This is a genomic window from Nocardia yamanashiensis (genome assembly GCF_021183565.1).
Lineage (GTDB): Bacteria > Actinomycetota > Actinomycetes > Mycobacteriales > Mycobacteriaceae > Nocardia > Nocardia yamanashiensis.
In genome coordinates, this window is record NZ_CP089226.1 from 2,712,398 (window position 1) to 2,734,555 (window position 22,158).

The following is a 22,158-nucleotide window of genomic DNA, read 5'->3' on the forward strand; positions in this document are numbered from 1 at the left end:
CCGCATCGGCGATCATCCTGCTATCACCCGGGTGGGGTCATGGTGAGTGCTTCGGGCACGACCGCGAATACGGCGTGCAATCCGGAGGTGAGGGTGCCGGCGTTTCGGGGCCGGCTGTGACTCCAGGTGTCGAGGGCGCGGTGGAACGCGGCGAGGAGGATGTCCAGGGTCAGGCGGGGGCGTGGGTCGGTGGTGGGGTCGAGGTCGAACCGTTCGGCCAGGATGGTCAGGGCTCGTTGGATGGTCGTGTCGCAGAAGTGCAGATTGTGTGCGCCCATGGCGGGGGTGGTGCGGGCGAGGTGGTGGCTGCGCGCGGCGCGGTCGGCCCAGCCGTCGGCAGGCATCTTCTCGACTGCGGCCAGCAAGGTGTCCTGAAGTGTCAGCAGGAGCGGCCGGGGTTCGGTGGGCCGGTCTGCCAGCTCGGTGAGGAAGACCGCCCAAAGGTCTTGCAGGGGCGCCATGGCGACGTCTTCTTTGCTGGTGAAGGTGCGGAAGAACGTGCGCTTGGATACCTCGACGGTGTCGCAGAGCTCATCGAGGGTGGTGCTGTCGAACCCGCGGTCGGTGAACAAATCCAGGGCGGTGTCGATGAGCGCCTGCCGAGTGCGCTGTTTCTTCCGCTCCCTCAGAGGCAGCTGGTCGGTCGCGTCAGCCATAGCTATCACCCTAGCGCCCATGAGCAGCTTTTGCCCATACACAGCGTTTGCCACTGAGTGGCACATTATCGTCGCGGTCGGCATCAGCGACCGCCCCCGAGGGGTATCCACCATTGAAAGGCGTTGTCGCATGCGCGCATTGGTTGTCGATCGTTCCGTTCCATCGGGCCTGCGGATCGGAGAGGTTCCGGATCCCGATCCAGCTCCGAACCAGGCTCTGGTGCGAGTGACAGCGACCTCGCTCAATGACGGTGAGATCCGGTTCGTTCTCGCCGACGCCGCCGACGGCGCGGTACTGGGCTGGGACGCGGCCGGGATCGTGGAGCGGGCCGCGGCCGATGGTTCCGGTCCGGCGGTCGGCACCCCGGTGATCACTCTGGGCGCCGCCGGCGCGTGGGCGCAGTTGCGAGCGGTTGATACGGGCTTGCTCGGAATCGCCCCTGCCGGTGCGGATCTGGGAACACTCGCCACGATCCCCGTCGCGGGCACGACGGCACTGCGCGCACTGCACCGCCTCGGCCCGATCCTGGGCCGGCGAGTACTTGTGACCGGCGCGACCGGCGGTGTCGGCCGGTATGCGGTGCAACTCGCGCGCATGGGCGGCGCGCACGTCGTGGCCGCGACCGGGGATCCGGCCCGTCACGGCGACCAACTGCGAGCGCTGGGCGCCAACGAGGTCGTGACCGATCCCTCGGCACTACGCGATCCCGTGGACGGAGTGGTGGATCTGATCGGAGGCCACCAGCTCGTGGACGCCTACCAGCGGTTGAGCGAAGGCGGCACGCTGGTTGCGGTCGGTCACGCGGCCGGGCAGGACGAAAGATTCGAGTTCGGAGCATTTTTCGGCGATCAGGGCCGTCACGATCGCTCGATCACGACGTTCTTCCTCCTCTCGTCCCCGAACCTGGGCCCGGATCTGACCTGGCTGGCAGAACAGGTGACCGCAGGGACCCTGGACGCCGGCATCTCCTGGCGCGGTGATTGGGACCGAGCAGCGGAAGCTGCCGAGCTATTGCTGGCCCGCCGATTGCACGGCAAAGCGGTCCTGGAGCTACGGTGAGACGCGAATACTACGACAGTCCTGGACATAGCTGTAGAGGAATCCCTTTGGCCCGCCCGGGGTTTCGTCCGTCGCGTCTGTCCGATTTCCATGCCGATCAGTTTCACCTACGTGGCTGGATCGAGTAGCAGTCGCGTCGCTTCCACCAGGCGTGGATCGATATCATCGCGCTGGTCTGTTCACCGACCCCGATGAGGACACATGGCGCACGAACTCGACGCGGTGATAGCGAGATTCGACGTATTGAGCGACCTGGCGCGAGAGCGTTTGCTCCCTGTCGTCGCGCTCGAACGAGGATTCGGCCTGGTGCCGCTGGTGGCCACGGTGGTCAAGAAGCTTGCCGCAGAGCTGGTTTTGCCCGATCGTGGCCGCGCGGTCGTACAGATACGCGAGCTGCACCCGCTGTTTCAGCAGTGGTCGGGCGCGGGGCCTATCGTGTACGCGGGCAACGATGTCCATGCCGGATTCGGGTCGCAGTCCGCGATGATCTGGCAAGACCAGCGGGTGGTATTCAGCCAGACGGGGTATCCCTACAGCGGGCCGATCTCCATGGCGCTGTTGCGACTGGGCGTGACAGGGGGAATTCTCTAGTACGACGAGTTCGACATCCTCGGGCTCGGGCGACACCGCTCCACCGCCGGCTGGCTCAACGACGCGACGCCGGGCGGTCAACGCGCTGGCTCGCATGACGATCGGGCTCGATGACCCAGGCAAACGCGCAACCGGCTTTTGGCATGCCGAATCGAGCTGTCCCTCCCCCGCCATGCGGTGGCTCAGCGGCCCGGCAGTTGATTGCGGGGATCCAGCCAGTCCGACAGCTCGGGAACATCGGTGCGGGCCACGCCGGTGAACGCGGCGGGCCGCTTGGTCAGGAACGCTTTAATGCCTTCGACGAGGTCGGTGCTCCGTAAGGCGTGCGGAATGGACTTGCGGTCGAAGGCGAAAGCGGCTGCCGGGCTGCCGTACGCTGTCATGGCGGTGAGGCCGCGCCGGATCACCGCGGCGGATGCGGGCGCGATCTCGGTGGCGAGCTCGCGTGCCAGGGCATAGACCGCGGCCGAGAGTTCGTCCGCGGGATGCAGACTGGTGACCAGTCCTGCGGCCAACGCTTCCTCGGCATCGACCAGACGTCCGGTCAGCATCCATTCCTTCGCTTTGGCCAACCCGACCAACTGCGGGAGATACCAAAGCGATCCGGCTTCCGGGACCAATCCGCGCCGGCCGAATACGAACCCGAATCGTGCATCGTCGGCGGCGAGCCGGAAATCGGCGGGCAAGGTCATCGTGATCCCGACGCCGACGGCCGGTCCCTGCAACGCGACGATGACCGGTTTGTTCAGATTAGTCATCGGCCGAGCCACCCGGGTCGCCCACTCGACCCACTCCGGGGCATCCATGTCCTCGTCCGCGCCCTCGGCCAAATCCATTCCGACACAGAAGTATTTGCCGGTCGCGGCCAGCACCACCACCCGGACTTCATCGTCCGAGTCCGCCGCGATGAACGCAGCACCCAGCTCATCGGCCATCTCGGCGGTGAACCCGTTACGCGCCTCGGGCCGGTTGAGCGTGATCGTCGCGATGGCGTCCGCCACGGCATAGGTAATCGTCGTGTACGTCATGCGTCGATACGGCCCATCTCTGCAGCGCTGCAAGGAAACAGATGTTTCCTCATGGTCTTCGTTCAACCTATAGCGGCCCGGTCGAGCTGTCACCGTGTATGTGAACGCGGCGTCTGGGCCAAATCCACCGTCTCGAGGGATAACCTGCCGGAGGAGGTCTTGCGGTGGTAGATGACCAGCTCTTCGAAATCCGAGACGGCAGTTTCTCACTGGCCGGTGAGCGCCCCGGCGAGCCGATGAGCGCCGTACGGGCTGCCGCCTGTTGGCTGTACAGCGACGTGCAAGCCGATGGTCGCGAGGTCGTGGAGTTGGTGGACCGCCTGTCACGCCTCACCCAGCACATCGTCTCCGATGACGATGAACCATATGAACGATCGGGCAACGCCTGGTACGCGGTGATCGACGCGGCCGGGGTGACGCTCGAGAACCATTACATCGACTACCCGCCCCTCACACTCTCGCACGCCGACATGCTCGAAGTTCTCGGACAGTTCTGGGAGTGCTTTCGACTGGCGGGCAAACGCAGTTCACTCCGTCGTGGTGTCGACCGGTCCACCAGAACCCGCGGACGAGCACCCGAAATTCCGTTCCCTCTCGAACCGCCCCGAATCCACAAGCGGTAGCCCAGAATGGCAGACCTCAACGCGATCGCGTCGGGTCAACTGCCGAAACGCAACACCGAGGGCGTCGTGCCGGGCGCCCACAGCGCGATGAGCGCGTCGATCAGCGACTGGTGTTCGGCGCCCTCGGCCCGCATGTGCTTGTCGAGCAGGTCCTGACCGGTCCAGCGCTCCAGAATCACCAAAGTGTCCGGGCTGCTCATGCTTTGCAACAGGTCGTACTGCTCGCAACCATCCTCGCGCTCCACGACGGCCTTCAAAGCCTCGAATGCTTCGGCGAATTCGCCCGCCCGCCCCGGCGCAACCTGAATGGTGACGATGTGCTGGATCGGCATGAACCACCACTCCTCCCAACAGATTCCGCCACGGTACTCGGAGATGGTGGCCACGCCGGGCTCGCCGAAGTCCAGAGACCGTGGATAGTAAGGCCCGCCCCCGATGGGGGTGGTGCGCCTCGCCATTGAGACGCACCACCACCATCGAGGTCACTCGTCGCCGTTGACGAGAACTGCCTTATCCGGGCACCCCGGTCCGATCCCTCGAGGACCGAGCTATGCACCCATTGCCTGCATACCCGGTCGCCGAGCACCGACCCCTGCGACCGCGTGACATGCGACACCCCCTTGTGGCGAACAGCGGAACTGATGGTGTTCAGAACGTGCCCGTGGCGGACACATCGTGGCCAAAGTCCGGCATTGCCCCCTGTAAATCCTGTGTTCCAAGTGCCCGCAGGAACTGCCGGTAGGATCTGGAGGCGAGCACACGATGTGCGACTTCAGTTTTTTTCTGTAGTGGAATCGAGGTGGTGACTTATATCCCAGGCCATGTAGCCGTCCGTGTTCCCCCATGTCCCGATCGTGCGGACATGTTCGGGGCGGACGTCGTGCTGGCCTGAGTTGCGTCACCTCCCCTGCAGTACTCCCGGGTGCAGCTCCCGTCTGCCCCGGGTTTCGTGTCTTCCAGCCCCGGCGCGGTTGACGGCGAGCTCTCTCGATTTCCGAACAGGAGCCCACCGTGCCTTCCCCCGCGCTCGACAACGAGCCCCAGGACATCCCCGAGCCGTCTACCTCTGCGCCCTCGAGCGGGCCGTCGAAGCTGACGGCGGCCGCCAGGATCGCCCTGGTGGTCCTGCTGACCGGCGAACTCATGAACATCGTCGATGACTCTGTCGTCGTCACCGCCATCCCGACCCTGCAGCAGTCCCTGGGTGCCGGACCGGCGGCTGTGCAGTGGGTGACCGCGGGCTATGCGCTGACCTTCGCGCTCGCGTTGATCACCGCCGGCAGGCTCGGTGATATCCATGGTCGGCGAAAGATGTTCTTACTAGGTGCCTTTGGGTTCACCCTCGCCTCTCTGCTGTGTGGGCTGGCGGCCGGCCCTGGGATGCTGATCGCTGCGCGCGCACTCCAGGGCGCTGCCGCGGCGGTGATGATTCCGCAGGTCTTGGCCACTCTGCACACGACCTTCGCCGGTGCCAGCCGCAGCCGGGCTTTCGGTCTTTACGGCGCGGTGCTGTCGTTGGGCAGTGTCGCGGGACCTGTGCTGGGCGGATTTCTCACCCAAGCGAATCTGTTCGGATTGTCTTGGCGGCCGATCTTCCTGATCAACGTGCCCGTGGGAATCGTGGTGATCCTGCTGGGGCGCAAGTTCGTCGCCGAAACCACCACGACCGAGGCCCATCGCCTCGACCTGGTCGGGGTGGGCCTGTCCGCGACAGCGATGGTGCTGATCCTGTTCCCGCTCACCGAGGGACGAACCCATGGCTGGCCGCTGTGGTGCTGGTTCATGCTCGCCGTCGGCCTGCTCATACTCGGGGTCTTCGTGCGCTATCTGCGGCACGGCACGGCACGGACAGGGCACCGCTGGTGGATCTGTCGTTGTTCCGGGACAAGCACTTCCGTGGTGGCCTGTCCGCCCAGTTGATGCTCGGACTGCTGTGCGGGCTGTATTTCATGACCTGGGCCCTGTACCTGCAGTGGGGCTTGGATATGAGCCCGGCCATGTCCGGCTCGGCGTTCGTGCTGCTCGCGCTCGGGGAATTGGCCGCTGCGACGCTCGCGGCGAAGACCGCCGGACGTTTTGCCCGCCGCCTGCCGCAGACCGGCGTCATGATCGCGCTGGCCGCGATCACGGTCTACGGACTCCAGATCAGCGGCCGGCACGGTGATTTGACCCTGTCGGCGATGACCGCGCCGGTCGTGCTGCTCGGATTCGGGCTCGGTATGGTCGGCGGACCGATCGCCGATCTGGCTATGGCGAAGGTTCCGCACGAGAGCGCCGGTTCGGCCTCGGGCCTGTTCAATACCGCGTTCCAACTCGGCGCCGCGTTCGGTGGCGCACTGACCGGACCGGTGTACTTCGCTGTCACCGGCGGTTCGTCCGACCATGTGCTGAACCATGACGGATTCATCGGTGTGCTGTGGACGGCCGGCGGTGTACTGACGGTGATGTGGGCGTTGATGTTCTACCTGCCCCGGCAGGGCTTACGACAGGTGCATCAGGTTGCCCGCGGTGGTGAAGAGGCTCTTTCCGAGCTTCACGACCGGGATGCCGATAGGCGCGAGAATGATGGTGACGGACAAGATGATTCCGACCAGCCAGACCAGTCCCGCCACGATTCCCAGCACTGCGCCGAGCACGGCTCCGAGAATGCCCAATACCGCAGCCAATAGTTTGTTCAAAGCTCCCATGATGACCTCCTGAGTCATTCACGGCATAACCCGTTGAGCCCATCACATGCAGCGAGCCAGCGGCTGCGGGAGCGGCACTTTCGGCTCCCCTGTTCACCCGTAGTGACGAGGCGGCCACTGCCGTAGCGAATTCTGTTCGCGTGCCAGGAATTCGGCGAAGGTGCTGGCGGGGCGTGCGGTGAGATCGCGGACGGTGGAGGTGATCTCGGCGGCGGAGCCGTTCGCGACGCCTTCGAACAATGCGGCCACGTCGGCGGCGAACTGTTCCGGTAGCCCTTGGGTGATCAGGTTGTCGGCGAATTCCTTTGCGGGCCGGTCGATATAGGAGATCGTGCGCCCTACCGCGCGCGAGAGCAGTGCGGCTATCTCGGCGTGGGTGAGTGCTTCGGGGCCGGTCAGGACGAATCGCCGGGCGGTCAGGGAATCGTCGCCGAGGACGGCCGCGGAGCAGTCGGCGATATCGGCGCAATCGATGTAGGACACGCGGCCGGTGCCGTATGCGCCGAGCAGGTCGTCGCCGCTGGTGAACGCGCCTGCGCCGGTGAGGAAGTTCTGCATGAATCCGCTCGGTTGCAGAATCACCCAGTCCAGTCCGGATCGTTCGAGGCGGGCTTCGATCTCGGCGTGCGCGCCTTCGGCCAGCGGGCCGCCCGCCCGTGCGCCCATGACCGAGATCTTCACGATGCGGCGCACGCCCGCGTGGACCGCCGCGTCGATCACGGCACTTTGGTGGGCGATCATCGGCTGGGGTCCCGGTGTGGGTTGTGCGCCGGCCGAGCACAGGAAGACCTGGTCGACACCGGTCAGTGCCGCGGCGATCGAGGCGGGGTCGTCGAAATCTCCGACCACCAGATCGCAGTCGAGGTCGCGTGCGCGTTCGGGTGCGCGCACCAGCGCTCGGCAGGGCATGTCCCGCTGCCGCAGCCGGCGGACCACGTGGCGTCCGATCGAGCCGGTGGCGCCTGTAATCAGGATCATCACGAAACTCCAACTAAAATCGAGGAACCCTCGGAATATATCTCGAGGCACTCTCGACTTAAAGGGGTCTGATGGAAGAGGTCAGCTCGAAGCCGCGCCGTCCGCGCGCGGACGCCCTGCGCAATCGCCTGCGCCTGCTCGCCGCTGCCGACGAAGTGTTCAGAGCGGCCGGTTCGGACGCGCCGCTCGATCAGGTCGCCCGGCGCGCCGAAGTCGGCATCGGCACCCTCTACGGCCACTTCCCCACTCGCCGCGCGCTCATCGCGGCGCTGCTGGCCGAACGCAATCAGGAACTGTTCGACCACGGCGATCGGCTGATCGAGCAAGTGGTCACCATCGACACCGTCGGCGAGTGGGTGCGCGCGGTGGTCCGGCATGCCGCCACCTATCAGGGGCTGGCGGTGGTGCTTGCCGAAAGTCTCGGCGACGATGCCAGCGAAATGCACGAATCCTGCGTGCGGATCAGCGATATCGGCGCCGAACTCCTCAGGCGCGCGGAAGGAACGGGCACACTCGCACCGGACGCCAGCGCCCAGGATGTGTTCACCCTCATCAGTGCGGCCGCGTGGACGCGCGAACACGCGGGAGAAGGCCAAGCGGAACGGTTGATCGTACTAACGCTCGATGGATTGCGGCGCCAAAACCATCCAGCGCGTTGATCTTTCATATGCCACGCGCCGACCGGCTCGATAGCTGCGGATCGCGGTGATGCCGTGCATCCAGAAGACGTCGACGCGATAGCCTGCTCGGCAACGGCGAACGAGGTCGCGGCGACAGGTGCTACTTGTGGTCGATCCGGCCGATCGGATCGGCGGTGCCGGCCAGGTCGGCCTGTAGCTTTTCCCATGCGGCGGAGTCGATTTCGAGGGCGCTGCGCAGATAGGCCCAGGCGGCCTCGCGGATCAGGGCGACGCGTTCGGGGTTTTCGTCGGTGGTGTCGGCGGCGTTGTAGGCGTGGATGCCGCCGAGCAGGTGTTCGCCTCCGAAGACGGTGAGCAGGCTGCTCGCGCCGGGGCTGTGAGTGTACACATCGGTGAACCAGTCGGGTCCGCGGGTCGAGAGCTGGGATTGATCGTGATCGCCCGCGACCACCAGCACTGGTGTGGCAAGTCCGCTGAAGTCCGGGTTCATGAAGGGGAAGTTCGCCACGGCGAACGGAGACAGATCATCTCCACCAAGGCCCGCAGTCGCAAGCAGCACACCGGCTTTCACACGAGCGTCGGTCAGATCGGGACCAGGCTGCCCGTCCGCGCCGAGGACGCGGGCACCGAGCAGCATGCCGACGGTCTGCCCGCCCCAGGAGTGTCCCGCGACGGTGATCCGCTCGCGGTCGACACGCTCACTGAGGCCCGGAATCGCGGCGAGGACCTGCTCGAGGTCGTCCAGCACCCGCACCACGTCGGTGACGCGGATACGCCAGATATCCGGGTAGCGCGGATCGTCAGGAGTGACGCCGAGGGTCCGCGAATCCAGGAATGTGGGCTGGACGACGACGAATTCGTGTGCGGCCCAATGGTCGACGAGCGGGTCGTAGGAGGACATGGACTTGCCGAACCCGTGCGCGAGGACGACGACCGGCAGGCCGGATCCGGAGACGGGCGCGGACACGCGAACTTCAAGGTCGACGCCGCGCTCGGGCGCCGGCAGCGTGACGGGCTCGAGGCTGATGATCGGTGTGGGGGCGAACATGCGGAAGATCCCTTCGAGGGCGATAGACTCCCAAGCGGAGCACTGTTCCGAATATACGGAGCGCTGTTCCGCTTGACAAGTGCAGCCGAAGGAAAGGAGTGCCGCGTGAGTGAGCCGTCACCGGCCCAGGCCAAGCGCGCAGATGCCCGGCGCAACGAAAAATCCCTGCTGGACGCCGCGGCCGCAGTCTTCGTCACCGATGGCGTGGACGCGCCGGTGCGCCGCATCGCCGCCGAGGCCGGAGTCGGCATGGGCACCATCTACCGCCACTTCCCCACGCGCGCAGACCTTGTCGCCGCCGTCTACCGCCATCAGATCGACGCCTGCGCCGAGGCCGGCCCCACCCTGCTCGCGACCGCGCCCTCCCCCTTCACCGCGCTCCGCCAATGGGTCGAACTCTTCACCGACTTCCTCACGACCAAACACGGCCTCGCCGCCGCGATGCGCAGCGACCCCGACGGCATCACCGCCCTGCATGCCCTGTTCCTGGACCGCCTGGTTCCCGTCTTCGAAAACCTCCTCACCGCGGCCCGCAACGCGGGCGAGGTCACCACCGATTTCAGCGCCTACCAACTGATGCGCGCCATCGGCGATATCTGTGCCGGCGCCGAGCTGACCGACCCGAACTACGACCCCCGCCTCACCCTGCGTCTACTGCTCGACGGCTGCCAGAAATAGAAACGCGCGCTCACTATGCTGGCGACGTGTTCATCGCAGGCATCGGACCGTTCACTGCACTGCCAGGCCCCGAAGGCGAGAGCATCTGGTCTCCAGCGGCTGCGATCGGCAGCAGCCTGTTCGACGATCCGATCGAGGTGAATGTTCTTCTTCCAGAGGGGCAGTCGGCCGATGCAGCGCTCATTACGACGGTTCTGGGCGACCTGGACCACTACCTGCTGCTCGGCCTGCGTTTCCTGCACACCGAGCTGACCGCCAACCCCGAATCCTTCGGCTCGACACCCGAGGACGCACGTCGATTCGAGCGGTTCGATCCCGCAACCTTCCCGGTCGACCGCCCGCAACTGAACTTCTACGAGGGCGCCGAATGGCTCCTGCGCTTCGCCGAGGGCGGCCTGCCGATCTGCGAACCTTACGGCGTGGCAGTGGTTTTCGTGAACCACGAACCGGCGCGGATCGAGGATCTGAGCGACTCGGCATCGATCTGATCGGTTCATCGACCTGTCCCAGCAGTCTGCGACGATGTCGTCGACGGAGCCGTCACCGAAGCGGAGCCCGGCAGCCTCGTGTGACGCCGATTAGCCAGGCGTTCGCGCGCTTTGCTCGAGCGGCGGTTGGACCGGTCCATCGCGGGTACGCAACCTTCACGACCGCATTTCCGACGTCCACGGGTAGTGAAGGGAGATTTCGCATGACGACGAGTGGAGGAGCCATGTATCCGTCCTCGCGTGAGCCGGTGCCGCGGCAATGGCGCAGGCCACGCCACCATGCCGGTGAGGGCATCGAGGACGGGGTCAACGTGGTCGGCGTGTTTATGTTCCTGCTGGGGATCCTCGCGCTGGCGCTTACTCTGGTCGCGGCCGGGTATGGCTTCGCCGGATGGGCCACGGTGGCCGGCATCGCCTGCGGGTTGCTGTTCGTGGGTGCGGTGGCGGTGATTTCGCTCGAATGGCATCGCCAGCACGCGGATGACGGGCCCGAACCCGAAGAGCGACAGGGGCATTGATCCCGCGACGATTGGAAGTGATGTTCATGGCGATCTGCCAGACCTGCGGAAACGACTACGACAAGGCTTTCACCGTAACTCGCGACGGCCGGTCGGCGACCTTCGACAGTATCGAGTGCGCGGCGGCGGTGCTCGCGCCCGAATGCGCCCATTGCGGTTGCCGGATTCTCGGGCACGGTGTCGAATCCGGTGACAGCATCTTCTGCTGTGCGCACTGCGCCGAACGCGCGGGGCATTCGGCACTGGTCGATCGGGTCTGAGCCTGGTAATTCCGCCGAACACCCGATGGTTCGCTGAATATGCTTGATCTGACGTCTCCGACTGATTGCCTGACGTCGCAATGCCGTTGGGCGAAGGGGGAATCGGGATGGTCGGGTCCGCATACGAGGCTGACATCGACGAGGCGTTAGTGCGATTCGGCGTGCCGGGAGCCGGCTGGGCGGTGATCGCCGACGGCCGGATCGCACAAACCGGCGTGTCCGGAGTCCAGACTGCCGGTGAGCGGCAGCCTGTGACAGGCACGACGAGATTTCAAGCGTGCTCGATCAGCAAACCGGTTGTGGCGCTGGCGATGTTGCGACTGGTCGATCAGGGCGTGCTCGATCTGGACGCCGACATCAATGGCATATTGCGCTCGTGGCGGTTGCCGCGCAACAGCGACTGGCAGCCGGTGGTGACGCTGCGGCAGCTGGTGAGTCATTCCGCGGGCCTGACGGTGGCGGGGTTCCCGGGTTATCGCCGTACCGAGCAGCTGCCGACCACGGCGCAGATTCTGCGAGGGGAGTTTCCGGCGAATACCGCCGGAATACGAGTGGACACCGTCCCCGGCGCGCAGTTCCGTTACTCCGGGGGCGGAACGATCGCGATGCAGCTGCTCCTCGAGGAAGTGACGGGCGCCCCGTTCCCGGCGTTGATGCGCGAACTCGTGCTGGACCCGATCGGTATGGCCGACAGCGATTTCACACAACCACCGCCTCCAGCGCTCTACGACGTGCTGGCCTCCGGGCACAGAGCCACCGGTGCGGTCGTCTCGGGCGGCTGGCACGTCTACCCCGAGCAGGCCGCCGCCGGCCTGTGGACCACCCCGAGCGACCTCTGCAAGTTCGCCCTCGCCGTCCGGGCCGCCTACATGGGCGCGCCGGAGGGTCTCATCCCACAACCCCTTGCCCGCGAAATGCTGACCCCCCAGATCATCTCGTTGACGCCGGACCCGCTCGGCGACCTGAACGCGGTCGGCCTCGGCCCCTTCCTCGCCACGAACGGCCCCGCGAGATTCGGCCACAGCGGCGGGAACGAAGGCTTCCGATGCCACCTGCTGGCCTACCGCGATATCGGCGTCGGGGCGGCGGTGATGACCAACAGCGACCACGGAACCTATGCGATGCAACGCGTCTTCGCCGCCATCGCCAAAGCCCACGACTGGCCGGACTTGCCGATCGAGATCGAAACTCCCGACCTACCCACCGAATCGACCCTGGCAAGCTTCGAGGGCCGCTACCGACTCCACACCGGATTCGAATTCACAGTCACCCCAACCCATCACGACCTTCAGGTCACCTTCGACCGACAACCCGAGATGACCTTCAGCTCCCCGAAAGCGAACAGCGAAGGACCCCCACTGTTCGTCTCGGTCACGTCCGAAACGGCTCTCCGCCTCGACGGCGACACGCTCGTGTTCCTCCAAAACGGCCAGGAAGTCGCCTGCGAGCGCCTCCCTGCGAATGGGGATCGGGAGCCATCGATTCGGCCCGACACCATTCGTTAGCGCGGCGGGCTGACCTCGGCAGTAGGCGAGCGCAGCGACATCGGACGGCACACCCGAACTCCCCCAGCAAAATCCGACAACCCTCTCATCGCTCGTGGCGATGCCGCAGCGCAGTTAGTTCGAGCAGATGCCCGCGTCACCTCAGAATCCGCATGATGCGTACTTCCGACGCGTACTGTCCCGCCCCGCTGACGCGGCGTCGATCATCAGCCCGCTCCTTCCCGGACCTGTTGCAGCACAAGTGGAGTGGGATTCCCTCAAGCTGTTGTCAACCAGCTTCGTGTCCGAGGACTTACGTTCTCGCTACGGCGATCTGCTCTTTCGCGCCAGGATCAACGACCGTGAGGCCTATCTGTACGCACTGATCGAACATCAAAGCGGCAGCGACCCTTTGATGGCGTTCCGCATGTCCGAACTCATCGATCTCGACGACCCCACCCGAGTGGCGCTCGGTCCATACCTGCCGCACCTGAGGTTCCTCCTCGACGACATCACAACAGTCGATGTCGAAGCCATCCGGGCTCGCCACGCCACACCCGCGGCCACGTTGATGCTCGTGCTACAGAAAATCGCACCTGCCAACGACCGGCTCGGCACCGAACTCATGCCGCTGATCACCGAGTTCGTCGGACTGCTGGCGGGACCCACCGGGGTCGATGACCTGCGATGCCTCCTGAAGTACATTTTCTATGTAGGAGAAACGAAAGCCACCGATCTCGATCCACTGATCGACCAGCTCGGCGAACAGGCCAAGGAGGCGATGATGACCACTGCCGACCAGCTCCGGGCCGAAGGCGCGGCGCGCGGGCACGCTGAAGGGCGGGCCGAGGGCCGGGCTGAAGCGTTGACCGAGCTGCTGACCGCCAAGTTCGGGACCCTGCCGGGACCGGTCGCCGCCACCATCGCAGCGGCGAGCTCCGAGGAACTGCGTGCATGGACGGTCCGGGTGCTCACAGCAACCCAGCTGGAGGATGTTTTCTCCTGACCACGGAGAGCTGGTCAGCGATCACCATGCGGAGCCGGTGTGAACCTGGGAGCGTGGCACTGCGCTGGTGATCGACCACCCCGCGTCTACGGCGGGTGCGCCGCACGAGGTATCGAAAGTGACGCTGGAATGCGGGTCGGCCCACTGACTGGTGGGGTAGCTGGTGGTCTGGAAGGCGGGAGTGGTGCCGGGTTCGTTGAAGGTGGTGCAGCTGACCTGCGCGGAGATCAGGTAGGTCTCGTCGTTGTCGTTGGTGCAGGTGGCACCTTCGCACCAGACGCCGGGTGCCACGTAGTAGGCCGCGGTGGCGGGTGGTGCGAGCAGAACTGCTGTGGCGCAGGTGATTCCAGCGATCGCCGCTAGTGTTGTGAAAGTCCGAGATTTCATCGATTTTCTCCCCCGAGACGATTCTTGCTCTCTGCGACGGTCACACCAGTTCGTCCGCGGCGCAAGCGAATTATGCTCCGTCGCTTGGTGATATGTGCTGTTCGATTACTTCATTGGATCGACCACGAGACAGAACGGTGAGTGTTTGGGAGGATGTCGGCGGCGGTGTTGCGGGTCGAAGCGATCGCGGAGCCGTCGCAGCGCAATGCTCGCCGCGCGGAACGCGATTCCCGCGCACCATCGGAACCAGTCAGGTTGATATGAGCGAAGAGCCGACCACCATCGAACTCGACGAGGCCGTCTTCACCGGACCGCCCAAGACGCTGGCCGGCGGACTGGTCAAAGCCCTGCGGCCACGGCAATGGGTGAAGAACGTTCTGGTGCTGGCCGCGCCGCTGGCCGCCGGCACAATTCCGGGCACCGACACCTTCGCCATCTCCGATCTCACCCGCGATCTGCACATCGCTATCGCGTTCGTGGCGTTCTGCCTGGCAGCGTCGGGCATCTACCTGGTCAACGACTCCCTCGATGTGGAAGCCGACCGCGCGCATCCGACCAAACGCTTCCGCCCGATCGCCGCCGGGGTGGTTCCGGTGCGCCTGGCCTACGCGCTGTCGGTGGTGCTGCTGACCGCCTCGATCCTGATCTCGTTCGCGGCGACATGGCAACTGGCCGTGGTGATGACCGCCTACGTCGGCATCCAGCTGGCTTACTGCTTCGGTCTCAAACATCAGGCGGTCCTGGACGTCTGCATCGTGTCCTCGGGCTTCCTGCTGCGCGCGGTCGCCGGAGGCGCGGCGGCGAATATTCCTCTGTCGCAATGGTTCTTGCTGATCGCGGCCTTCGGTTCACTGTTCATGGCCGCGGGCAAACGCTATGCCGAGCTGAAAATCGCGCTGGACACCGGCGCCAAGATTCGCAAGTCGTTGCAGTACTACACCCCCACCTACCTACGCTTCGTGTGGACCTTGTCCGCCACGGCGGTCGTGGTCTTCTACGGCCTGTGGGCGTTCGAGGCCGGTCATCAGGACAACCCGTGGTTCGCAATCTCGATGGTCCCCTTCACGATCAGCATCCTGCGGTACGCGGTCGACGTCGATGGGGCCGGAGCGGGTGAACCCGAAGAGATCGTGCTGGGTGACCGCACTCTGCAGTCACTTGCCCTGGCGTGCGTGGCAACGATCGGTGTGGCCGTCTACCTCACCTGATACGCGGCGATGGCGTGGCTCTGCGAGGGGCTCATAGGCCTCGGTCTCGAGACTGTCGTGACGGACGACCACGGCTCGGTATTCCTGCAGCAGCATCGCGATCTGTGGATCGTGGATCGGGTCGAAGGGGCGATCCGCGGCGCGGCGGTGCTCTGCGAGAGCGGAGGTGAGTCGCCCGGCCCGCCGGTAGCCCGGTACGTGGAGCACGGTGAGGGAGGCCAAGTGGTTTTCCTGTTCCCTGAAGATGTCGACGCGCGAGCTGACCAGCCCGAGCATTCGGGCTACCAGCAGCGGAACGCCGACGATCAACTGCGCCGCCATCTCGATCAGCGAGATGGCGAAGAGCGCCGACCACAGAAGCAGAGCGAGCAGTTCGATCACTTGCCCGACAACGACCACCGCCAACAGGAATACCAGCAGTAGCGGGAATTTCCACACCCAATCCCAGCCGTTGAGCCGGTCCAGGTTCTCTTCGCGCTCGGCCTGCCGTCGCTCCTTGCGAAGGGTTCTCGGCAGGGGCTTTCGCCCCTCTTCCGGCCCCATGGCGTGCGCCGCTCCCGCGGGCACCGCGTAGCGGAAATAGGTGTTCTCGATCGCGATATGGAACGGCTGAACCACCCTCCGCCACGGAGTGAACCTGCGCCGCAGATACCAGAGTCGATAGTTCCCGTCCCGGATCCTCACGACGGCACTACCGCTGATCGACGCCGCGTCGGGCGCTGCCGCCGCCGGAGCCGCCGCCCTGTTGGCCACTGCCGCCTCGGGTTTCACAGGGCTTGGTGTTGGACTTGGTTCCTGGGGAAGAGCAAGGAGTGCCCGAGGCGCCGCCCCCGCCGCCGCCTGAGGGTTTGGCAGCAGCGGTGTAGGCGGGCTGCGGGGTTTCGGGTGCTGCCGCGGAGGCGGTGCCGACGGTCAGTAGTCCGAGTGCGCTGATCATGGCGGCGGCGATTGCGGTTTTCATGTCGTTTTCTCCTTCATCGGGTGACAAGATCACTCTGTCGGGAGGGTGTTAACGAAACCTTGTTGATCGCTTATGAGGGTCCGCGTACCGCGTTCGGCGACAACGCGTTTCGGTCGTTGTGGATGGTTCTGTGCCAGGCTGGCGAGGTGGACCCAGCAGGAATGAATGAAGCCGATACCCCGCAGGCGATCGGGTCGGCGGTGAGTAAACCGGGGTGGCGGACGGGGAATCCGATCAGGGTTGCTGTGGTGGCCCTGCTGCCGATGGCGTTCGTTGCCGGGACGGTCGTCGCCGAAAAGGTTGTGGATCAACCCACTACGCGGGGCGGGAAGATTCTCGCCATGAGCAATTTCCTCGGGCTCTCCGCGCTGTGCGCGCTCGGTCCGCTGGCGGTGGTGGCGCTGATCGGGGCGATTGCGTTGCAAAATAACGACATTCGCAGGGGAAATTGGTTCGCGAAGGTGGCCGGTACGGCTGCTGTGATCGTGTGCGTCCTGGTCGTCGTTGCTGTTCTCAGCGATGCTTTCGGCGCCGGCTCGCGGCCGTACGAGTGGCATCCGATGTATTCGCCGCCGGCGGCCCTGCTCGCGGTCACCCCGCATCTGGTGATCGCGATCGCCAATATCTACGTGCTCGTTCGGCTCTCGAAGCGAGATCATCCCGCTGGCTAGAAATATGCGGTTCGCTAATATCTAGCCGTGAGACCTGTTGTCGTACTGGCCCTCGATGGGGTGGTGGGCTTCGACCTCGCGATTCCGGGGCAGGTGTTCGGCACCGCCAATCTCATGGTCGACAGCCCGGTGTACGAGATACGGATCGCGGCGCCGGGGCGATGTGTGCGCACTGCAAGCAGTTTCGGGGCGCTCGAGCTGCGTACCGAGTGGGGGCTGGAGGCGCTGGCGGATGCCGACACGATCGTTGTGCCCGGTCTCAGCGATCCGCTGACCGCGCCTGCGGGGGCGGTGCTGGACGGGCTGCGGGCGGCGTGGGCTCGGGGTGTGCGGATCACTTCGGTGTGCAATGGCGCGTTCGTGCTGGCGGCGGCGGGGTTGCTCGATGGCCGGCGCGCGACCACCCATTGGCAGGATGCGGCCGAGCTGGCGCGGCGCTATCCGCGCGTCACCGTCGATCCGGCGGTGCTGTATGTGGAGGATGGCAATCTGTGCACTTCCGCGGGAGTCGCCGCCGGCCTGGATATGTGCCTGCATCTGGTGCGCAACGATCTGGGGGCGGCGGTTGCGGCCGACACCGCGCGGCACATCGTGATGCCGCCCCAACGGCAAGGTGGGCAAGCACAATTCATCGTTCATCCCGATCCGGGTTCGGGTGCGAGCGGTCTCGGCGACACCTTGCATTGGATGACCGCCAATCTGGACCGGCCGCTGACGCTGGCGGAGATCGCCGATCACGCCGCGTTGAGCGTGCGCAGTCTCAACCGGCATTTTCGGGCACAGGTCGGGACCACGCCGCTGCAGTGGCTGTTGCACGCGCGGATCCGGTACGCGCGGGAGTTGCTCGAGACGACCGATCATTCCGTCGAAATCGTCGCCCGCCGTACCGGATTCGCGACCGCGACCGCTATGCGCCACCATTTCACCCGGCATACCGGTATCGCGCCGCACCATTACCGGGCGAACTTTCGCACCGCTCGCCCGGCCGAGTCGGCGCACCCGGCCCGGCCGGAGTCGATGTGGGGACGCTATTCGCCCCACAGGCAGAATGCCGCGGCGAGTTCCATATCGGTCACGCCGCGTTCCTGACGCTCACGCAACAGCTCACCGCCCAGGGTATAGCGCGGTGCCGCGGCGTCCGACCGGGACGCGCGCTCGACGATCGCGTCGACCAGCGACCGCACCATGTCGAGGCGTGGATAGGCGCTGTGGATCCGCTCCCCCGCGGCCGCGGCGATTTCGGCGCCCCGCCCGAAATCCATTCCGATCCCGCCCCGGGTGAGATAGGCCAGCAGGCCGCGCCGTTCGGCGATGCCGGGCGAGGTGTGCAGCGCGATCGCCTCCCAGACCGCATCGACGTCCTTTTCCGGGACCCCGTGCTGTCGCAGGACCGACGCGGCCAGGTCCGCGCCTTCCACCTCGAAACGTGTTGTGCCCTTGGCGAGTTCACCGGCGCCCAGGTCGTGCATGACGGTCGCCGCGAACAGCAGATCCCGGTCGTAGGCGGCGTCGGTCAGCGCGCCCTCGTGGGCGGCCAACAGCTCGGCGAAGAAGAAGCTACGGATGCTGTGGTTGGCGATCGAAGCCGACTCCGAGGAACGCACGACGGACAGAATCGCCTCGGCCAGTGGACTTTCGGGAAGTTCGAATGAAGTCATCGCCCCTCCCGTCAGTTCGCCGCAGGCGTCGGGTCGCCCCAGCCCGCTGCGGCGACGAAATCGAACCAGGTGAGTTCCGGTGCGTCCTTGTAATACAGCGAGCGCAGCTGCCCGGGGAAGGTGTGCGGGCTCCCCTTCGCCGGATTCGCCTGCACCTGAGCGGCAATGAGCTCACCGAGGGCGTAACCCAGATTCTCGCGAGGCCACGCGGCGTGCACCCGCTCGGCGAACCCGGCCGGCAATTGCTGCTTGCCGACGCCGAGAATGTCTGCGGCGATCCCTTGCTGCGTGACGGCCTCGACGGGACCGAAGTGGGGCGCCAGTCCATCGCTGGTGTGCAGCGCGATCGCATTCCACACCGGTTGCACCCGGGCCGGTTCCACCCCGCGCGCGGTGAGGAACGCCGCCGCCGCGTCCGCGCCATCGACCTCGAAACGCTTGTCGTTGTTGGCGAATTCGGTCACGCCCAGATCGTGCAGAATGCAGGCCACGTAGACGAGTTCCTCGTCGTAATCCACCTCGGCCCGCAAACCCGATGCGGCGGCGAGCTCACGCGCGAACAGGTAGCTGCGCACCGTGTGGTTGTACACGAACGACGGCGACACCGAACGCGCGAGAGCGTCTGCGGCAGTGGCCAATTCGGTATCCGGAACCGCGAACCCGGCGCGGGCGGCAGCGTCGATAGTCATGGTGATCCTCTCCCGGGGACGCATCCCCACCGTGCTCTGTTCGATCGAGCTTCTCGATTCTCACCGCGCCCCGGACACCCGGACAGTGGCCGGAATGCCGGATATCGCTAAAAACTGGCCAGCCACGATAGAGTCGAGGCATGGGTATCGAACGGTCCGCCGTTGTTCCCGCGCCGCTGTCGGAGGTCTTCGACTGGTACGCGCGTCCCGGTGCGTTCACGCGCCTCACGCCACCGTGGCAGCCCATATCGCTACGCGAGGAGACGGATTCGCTCGCGCGGGGGCGGGCCGTGCTGGGTTTGCCGGGCGGATTGCGCTGGGTGGCGCGCCATGACCCGGACGGGTACGCGCCGCCGAATCGGTTCGTCGACGAGATCGCGCGCGACGGGCTGGCGTCGCTGCCCGCGGCGCTGGCGGTGCGCTGGCGGCACACCCACGAATTCGAGGCCGTGGACGACGAGCACACCCGCGTCGTCGACCGGATCGATACGCCGATTCCCGAGGCGCTGCTGTCGGCGACCTTCGAGTACCGCTACCGGCAGCTGGCCGATGATCTCGCCGCGCACCAGCGTGCCGCCCGGCACGGATTCGGTTCCTCGGTCATCGCGATCACCGGCGCCAGCGGGCTGGTCGGCACCGCGCTCGCGGCGTTCCTGAGCACCGGCGGGCACACCGTGGTGCGCCTGGTCCGGCACACTCCGCGCAATGACGGTGAGCGGCAATGGAATCCGGATGCGCCCGAACCCGGCCTGCTCGACGGCGTCGATGCGGTCATCCACCTGGCGGGCGCGTCGATCGCGGGCCGATTCACCGAGCGGCATCGCCGGGAGATCGCCGACAGCCGGATCGGCCCCACCCGCAGGCTGGCCGAACTGGCGGCCAAGACCGGTGTGTCCACGTTGGTGAGCGCCTCGGCGATCGGCATCTACGGCTACGACCGCGGCGACACCGTCCTGAGCGAGGACAGCGAACGCGGTGCGGGTTTCCTGGCCGATGTGGTCAGCGACTGGGAGGACGCCACCGGCCCGGCCGCCGACAGCGGTACCCGAGTTGTGAAGGTGCGCACCGGAATCGTGCAATCGCCGCGCGGCGGGACCTTGCGCCTGATGCGCCCGCTGTTCTCGCTCGGGCTCGGCGGCCGCATCGGCGACGGCCGGCAGTGGCTGTCGTGGATCGGCATCGACGATCTCATCGATATCTACCACCGGGCGCTGTGGGACACCGAGCTGTCCGGGCCGGTCAATGCCGTCGCGCCGGAGGCGGTGCGCAACAGCGAATACACCAAGACGCTGGCCGCCACCCTGCATCGCCCCGCCCTGCTCCCGGTCCCCAGCTTCGGCCCGGCCCTGCTCTTGGGCAAACAGGGCGCCCAAGAACTCGCCAATGCCAGCCAGCATGTTTCGCCGACCCGGCTCCTCGCCGTCGAACATCGTTTCCGCACACCGGATCTGGGTTCTGCGCTGAGCCATCTGCTGGGCACGGACCAACCGGACTGACCACGGGGACAGGTGGTGGGCACGCCTCGCGCATCCCCGCCCACCACCGCTCCCGTACGATCTTGCTCATGCGAGGCACCGTCTTGTACGCGCCGTTCGACATCCGTTTCGAAGAGCGCCCCGATCCGCGCATAACCGAGCCCACCGATGCGATCATCCGCACCGCCGCGACCTGCGTCTGCGGATCGGACCTGTGGAACTACCGCGGCATCAACCCGGTCACCAAACCCCGGCCCATCGGCCACGAATACGTCGGCATCGTGGAAGAGGTGGGCGCGGCAGTCACCTCGGTGCGGCCGGGCCAATTCGTGGTCGGCGGGTTCGCGTACTCCGACAACACCTGCGCGAACTGCCGGTACGGATACCAATCCGCCTGCACCCATGGCGGTTTCATGGGCACCTGCCAGGCCGAGCTGATCCGCATTCCCCAGGCCGACGGCACCCTGGTCGCACTCCCCGGCCAGCCCGAGGCCGATCTGATCCCCAGCCTGCTGACCTTGTCGGATGTGATGGGCACCGGCTGGTACGCGGCCGTAGCCGCCCAGGTCGGCCCCGGTTCGACCGTCGCGGTGGTCGGCGACGGCGCGGTCGGGCTCTGCGGCGTGCTGGCCGCGAAGGAGCTCGGCGCCGAACGCGTCATCGCCATGAGCCGGCACGAGTCGCGTCAGAAACTCGCCCTGGAATTCGGCGCCACCGAGATCGTCACCGAACGCGGCGAGGAGGGCGTCGCTCGCATCAAGGACCTCACCGCCGGGGTCGGCGCGGACGCGGTGCTCGAATGCGTCGGCACGAACGAATCCATGGTGCAGGCCCGGCATTCCACCCGGGTCGGCGGCACCGTCGGATTCGTCGGCGTTCCCCACGATGTCGAGATCAGTGGTGAGGAACTGTTTCGCACCCATGTGGGTCTGCGTGGCGGGCCCGCGCCGGTGCGGCGGTTCCTGCCCGATCTGATCGCGCGGGTGCTCGAGCGGCGCATCGATCCGGGCAAGGTGTTCGATCTGACCCTGCCTTTGTCGGAGGTGGCCGAGGGTTATCGGGCGATGGATGAACGGCGGGCCATCAAAACACTGCTGCTGCCCTGAGTTTCGCCCCGCCGCAGTACCGTGAGAAACACGAGAAAAAATGCGGGGGTGATTAATGGAGTTACCCCGTATCGCCCGGGCATAAACATACCTATAACCATGTGATCACGAACCGGTGTGAACAGGACATTCTTCCTTGCTGTGCGCACGTCGCGGTGACAGTGTGGAGGGCGGTTTGGCTCAATTCAACCTCAACGACGAGGAGTTTTGAAATGAGTAACAAGCTTTCCCCCGATGCTTCGATACGAAGTGCGTTG

The 22,158-nt window shown here is 65.9% G+C and carries 26 protein-coding genes and 1 pseudogene; 17 read left to right on the forward strand and 10 right to left on the reverse strand.

Annotated features, from left to right (window positions below; genetic code table 11):
* Positions 1-23: 23 nt before the first annotated feature.
* A complete protein-coding gene (locus tag LTV02_RS13180) occupies positions 24-656 on the reverse strand; it encodes a TetR/AcrR family transcriptional regulator (RefSeq protein WP_233040286.1) in 633 nt (210 codons plus the stop codon).
* A 220-nt stretch (positions 657-876) separates the two neighbouring features.
* On the opposite strand from LTV02_RS13180, the gene LTV02_RS13185 reads away from it, so the two are divergent.
* Together LTV02_RS13185 and LTV02_RS13190 are read left to right on the forward strand one after the other, a co-directional pair.
* On the forward strand, positions 877-1,716 hold the full coding sequence (locus tag LTV02_RS13185) for a zinc-binding dehydrogenase (RefSeq protein WP_233040287.1): 840 nt from the start codon (positions 877-879) through the stop codon (positions 1,714-1,716).
* Between the two features lie 201 nt (positions 1,717-1,917).
* Complete coding sequence (locus LTV02_RS13190) at positions 1,918-2,307, forward strand: hypothetical protein (RefSeq protein WP_233040288.1); 390 nt, start codon at positions 1,918-1,920, stop codon at positions 2,305-2,307.
* Positions 2,308-2,489: 182 nt separating this feature from the next.
* Here the strand turns inward: LTV02_RS13190 and LTV02_RS13195 are convergent, their stop codons facing one another.
* Entirely contained in the window at positions 2,490-3,428 is a 939-nt protein-coding gene (locus LTV02_RS13195; protein ID WP_233040289.1) for an enoyl-CoA hydratase-related protein, read from the reverse strand.
* 71 nt (positions 3,429-3,499) lie between these two features.
* Here LTV02_RS13195 and LTV02_RS13200 point away from each other — a divergent pair, with 71 nt between their 5' ends.
* The gene (locus LTV02_RS13200) at positions 3,500-3,958 is read left to right on the forward strand and encodes a hypothetical protein (RefSeq protein WP_233040290.1); all 459 of its coding nucleotides are present in this window, start codon (positions 3,500-3,502) and stop codon (positions 3,956-3,958) included.
* Positions 3,959-3,993: 35 nt separating this feature from the next.
* On the opposite strand, the gene LTV02_RS13205 is transcribed toward LTV02_RS13200, so the two are convergent.
* Positions 3,994-4,344: a putative quinol monooxygenase gene (locus tag LTV02_RS13205; RefSeq protein WP_233040291.1), complete on the reverse strand. Its 351-nt coding sequence runs from the start codon at positions 4,342-4,344 to the stop codon at positions 3,994-3,996.
* 757 nt (positions 4,345-5,101) lie between these two features.
* Here LTV02_RS13205 and LTV02_RS39610 point away from each other — a divergent pair.
* Both LTV02_RS39610 and LTV02_RS39615 read left to right on the forward strand, forming a co-directional pair.
* Positions 5,102-5,560 (forward strand): annotated as a pseudogene (locus tag LTV02_RS39610) (MFS transporter); the annotation flags it as partial.
* Between the two features lie 170 nt (positions 5,561-5,730).
* Positions 5,731-6,627, forward strand: a complete 897-nt coding sequence (locus tag LTV02_RS39615) for an MFS transporter (RefSeq protein ID WP_408639399.1) — start codon at positions 5,731-5,733, stop codon at positions 6,625-6,627.
* 111 nt (positions 6,628-6,738) lie between these two features.
* Here LTV02_RS39615 and LTV02_RS13220 read toward each other — a convergent pair whose 3' ends face one another.
* Entirely contained in the window at positions 6,739-7,623 is an 885-nt protein-coding gene (locus LTV02_RS13220) for an SDR family oxidoreductase (protein WP_233040292.1), read from the reverse strand.
* Positions 7,624-7,694: 71 nt separating this feature from the next.
* Between LTV02_RS13220 and LTV02_RS13225 the strand changes: the two genes are divergently transcribed.
* Positions 7,695-8,282: a TetR/AcrR family transcriptional regulator gene (locus LTV02_RS13225; protein WP_233040293.1), complete on the forward strand. Its 588-nt coding sequence runs from the start codon at positions 7,695-7,697 to the stop codon at positions 8,280-8,282.
* Between the two features lie 121 nt (positions 8,283-8,403).
* Here the strand turns inward: LTV02_RS13225 and LTV02_RS13230 are convergent, their stop codons facing one another.
* Entirely contained in the window at positions 8,404-9,312 is a 909-nt protein-coding gene (locus LTV02_RS13230; protein WP_233040294.1) for an alpha/beta hydrolase family protein, read from the reverse strand.
* A gap of 105 nt (positions 9,313-9,417) precedes the next feature.
* Between LTV02_RS13230 and LTV02_RS13235 the strand changes: the two genes are divergently transcribed.
* From LTV02_RS13235 to LTV02_RS13260, 6 genes are all read left to right on the forward strand, one after another.
* Positions 9,418-9,990: a TetR/AcrR family transcriptional regulator gene (locus LTV02_RS13235; protein WP_233040295.1), complete on the forward strand. Its 573-nt coding sequence runs from the start codon at positions 9,418-9,420 to the stop codon at positions 9,988-9,990.
* A 26-nt stretch (positions 9,991-10,016) separates the two neighbouring features.
* Positions 10,017-10,478 (forward strand): hypothetical protein, encoded by a 462-nt coding sequence (locus tag LTV02_RS13240; RefSeq protein WP_233040296.1) that lies wholly within the window; start codon positions 10,017-10,019, stop codon positions 10,476-10,478.
* 203 nt (positions 10,479-10,681) lie between these two features.
* Entirely contained in the window at positions 10,682-10,996 is a 315-nt protein-coding gene (locus tag LTV02_RS13245; protein ID WP_157762073.1) for a hypothetical protein, read from the forward strand.
* A 26-nt stretch (positions 10,997-11,022) separates the two neighbouring features.
* The gene (locus tag LTV02_RS13250) at positions 11,023-11,256 is read left to right on the forward strand and encodes a hypothetical protein (protein ID WP_233041563.1); all 234 of its coding nucleotides are present in this window, start codon (positions 11,023-11,025) and stop codon (positions 11,254-11,256) included.
* A gap of 107 nt (positions 11,257-11,363) precedes the next feature.
* Positions 11,364-12,761 (forward strand): serine hydrolase domain-containing protein, encoded by a 1,398-nt coding sequence (locus LTV02_RS13255; RefSeq protein WP_233040297.1) that lies wholly within the window; start codon positions 11,364-11,366, stop codon positions 12,759-12,761.
* Positions 12,762-12,888: 127 nt separating this feature from the next.
* The gene (locus tag LTV02_RS13260; RefSeq protein WP_233040298.1) at positions 12,889-13,746 is read left to right on the forward strand and encodes an Rpn family recombination-promoting nuclease/putative transposase; all 858 of its coding nucleotides are present in this window, start codon (positions 12,889-12,891) and stop codon (positions 13,744-13,746) included.
* A gap of 21 nt (positions 13,747-13,767) precedes the next feature.
* Here the strand turns inward: LTV02_RS13260 and LTV02_RS13265 are convergent, their stop codons facing one another.
* On the reverse strand, positions 13,768-14,133 hold the full coding sequence (locus LTV02_RS13265; RefSeq protein ID WP_233040299.1) for a hypothetical protein: 366 nt from the start codon (positions 14,131-14,133) through the stop codon (positions 13,768-13,770).
* A gap of 260 nt (positions 14,134-14,393) precedes the next feature.
* On the opposite strand from LTV02_RS13265, the gene LTV02_RS13270 reads away from it, so the two are divergent.
* Positions 14,394-15,341 (forward strand): decaprenyl-phosphate phosphoribosyltransferase, encoded by a 948-nt coding sequence (locus LTV02_RS13270; protein ID WP_233040300.1) that lies wholly within the window; start codon positions 14,394-14,396, stop codon positions 15,339-15,341.
* Here the strand turns inward: LTV02_RS13270 and LTV02_RS13275 are convergent.
* Together LTV02_RS13275 and LTV02_RS13280 are read right to left on the reverse strand one after the other, a co-directional pair.
* The gene (locus LTV02_RS13275; RefSeq protein WP_233040301.1) at positions 15,288-15,959 is read right to left on the reverse strand and encodes a hypothetical protein; all 672 of its coding nucleotides are present in this window, start codon (positions 15,957-15,959) and stop codon (positions 15,288-15,290) included. The two genes, LTV02_RS13270 and LTV02_RS13275, sit on opposite strands and share 54 nt — an antisense overlap.
* 73 nt (positions 15,960-16,032) lie before the next feature.
* The gene (locus tag LTV02_RS13280; RefSeq protein ID WP_233040302.1) at positions 16,033-16,302 is read right to left on the reverse strand and encodes a hypothetical protein; all 270 of its coding nucleotides are present in this window, start codon (positions 16,300-16,302) and stop codon (positions 16,033-16,035) included.
* A 62-nt stretch (positions 16,303-16,364) separates the two neighbouring features.
* Here LTV02_RS13280 and LTV02_RS13285 point away from each other — a divergent pair, with 62 nt between their 5' ends.
* Positions 16,365-16,973 carry a hypothetical protein gene (locus LTV02_RS13285; RefSeq protein WP_233040303.1) on the forward strand — a complete coding sequence of 203 codons (609 nt, stop codon included), beginning with the start codon at positions 16,365-16,367 and terminating at the stop codon, positions 16,971-16,973.
* 27 nt (positions 16,974-17,000) lie between these two features.
* A complete protein-coding gene (locus LTV02_RS13290; protein WP_233040304.1) occupies positions 17,001-18,062 on the forward strand; it encodes a GlxA family transcriptional regulator in 1,062 nt (353 codons plus the stop codon).
* Here LTV02_RS13290 and LTV02_RS13295 read toward each other — a convergent pair.
* On the reverse strand, positions 18,002-18,631 hold the full coding sequence (locus tag LTV02_RS13295; RefSeq protein WP_233040305.1) for an HD domain-containing protein: 630 nt from the start codon (positions 18,629-18,631) through the stop codon (positions 18,002-18,004). The genes LTV02_RS13290 and LTV02_RS13295 overlap by 61 nt on opposite strands.
* A gap of 11 nt (positions 18,632-18,642) precedes the next feature.
* Positions 18,643-19,320: an HD domain-containing protein gene (locus LTV02_RS13300; protein WP_233040306.1), complete on the reverse strand. Its 678-nt coding sequence runs from the start codon at positions 19,318-19,320 to the stop codon at positions 18,643-18,645.
* 140 nt (positions 19,321-19,460) lie between these two features.
* Between LTV02_RS13300 and LTV02_RS13305 the strand changes: the two genes are divergently transcribed.
* A complete protein-coding gene (locus tag LTV02_RS13305; protein ID WP_233040307.1) occupies positions 19,461-20,816 on the forward strand; it encodes a TIGR01777 family oxidoreductase in 1,356 nt (451 codons plus the stop codon).
* Positions 20,817-20,884: 68 nt separating this feature from the next.
* Positions 20,885-21,901 (forward strand): zinc-dependent alcohol dehydrogenase family protein, encoded by a 1,017-nt coding sequence (locus LTV02_RS13310; RefSeq protein ID WP_233040308.1) that lies wholly within the window; start codon positions 20,885-20,887, stop codon positions 21,899-21,901.
* The last annotated feature ends 257 nt before the right edge of the window (positions 21,902-22,158 follow it).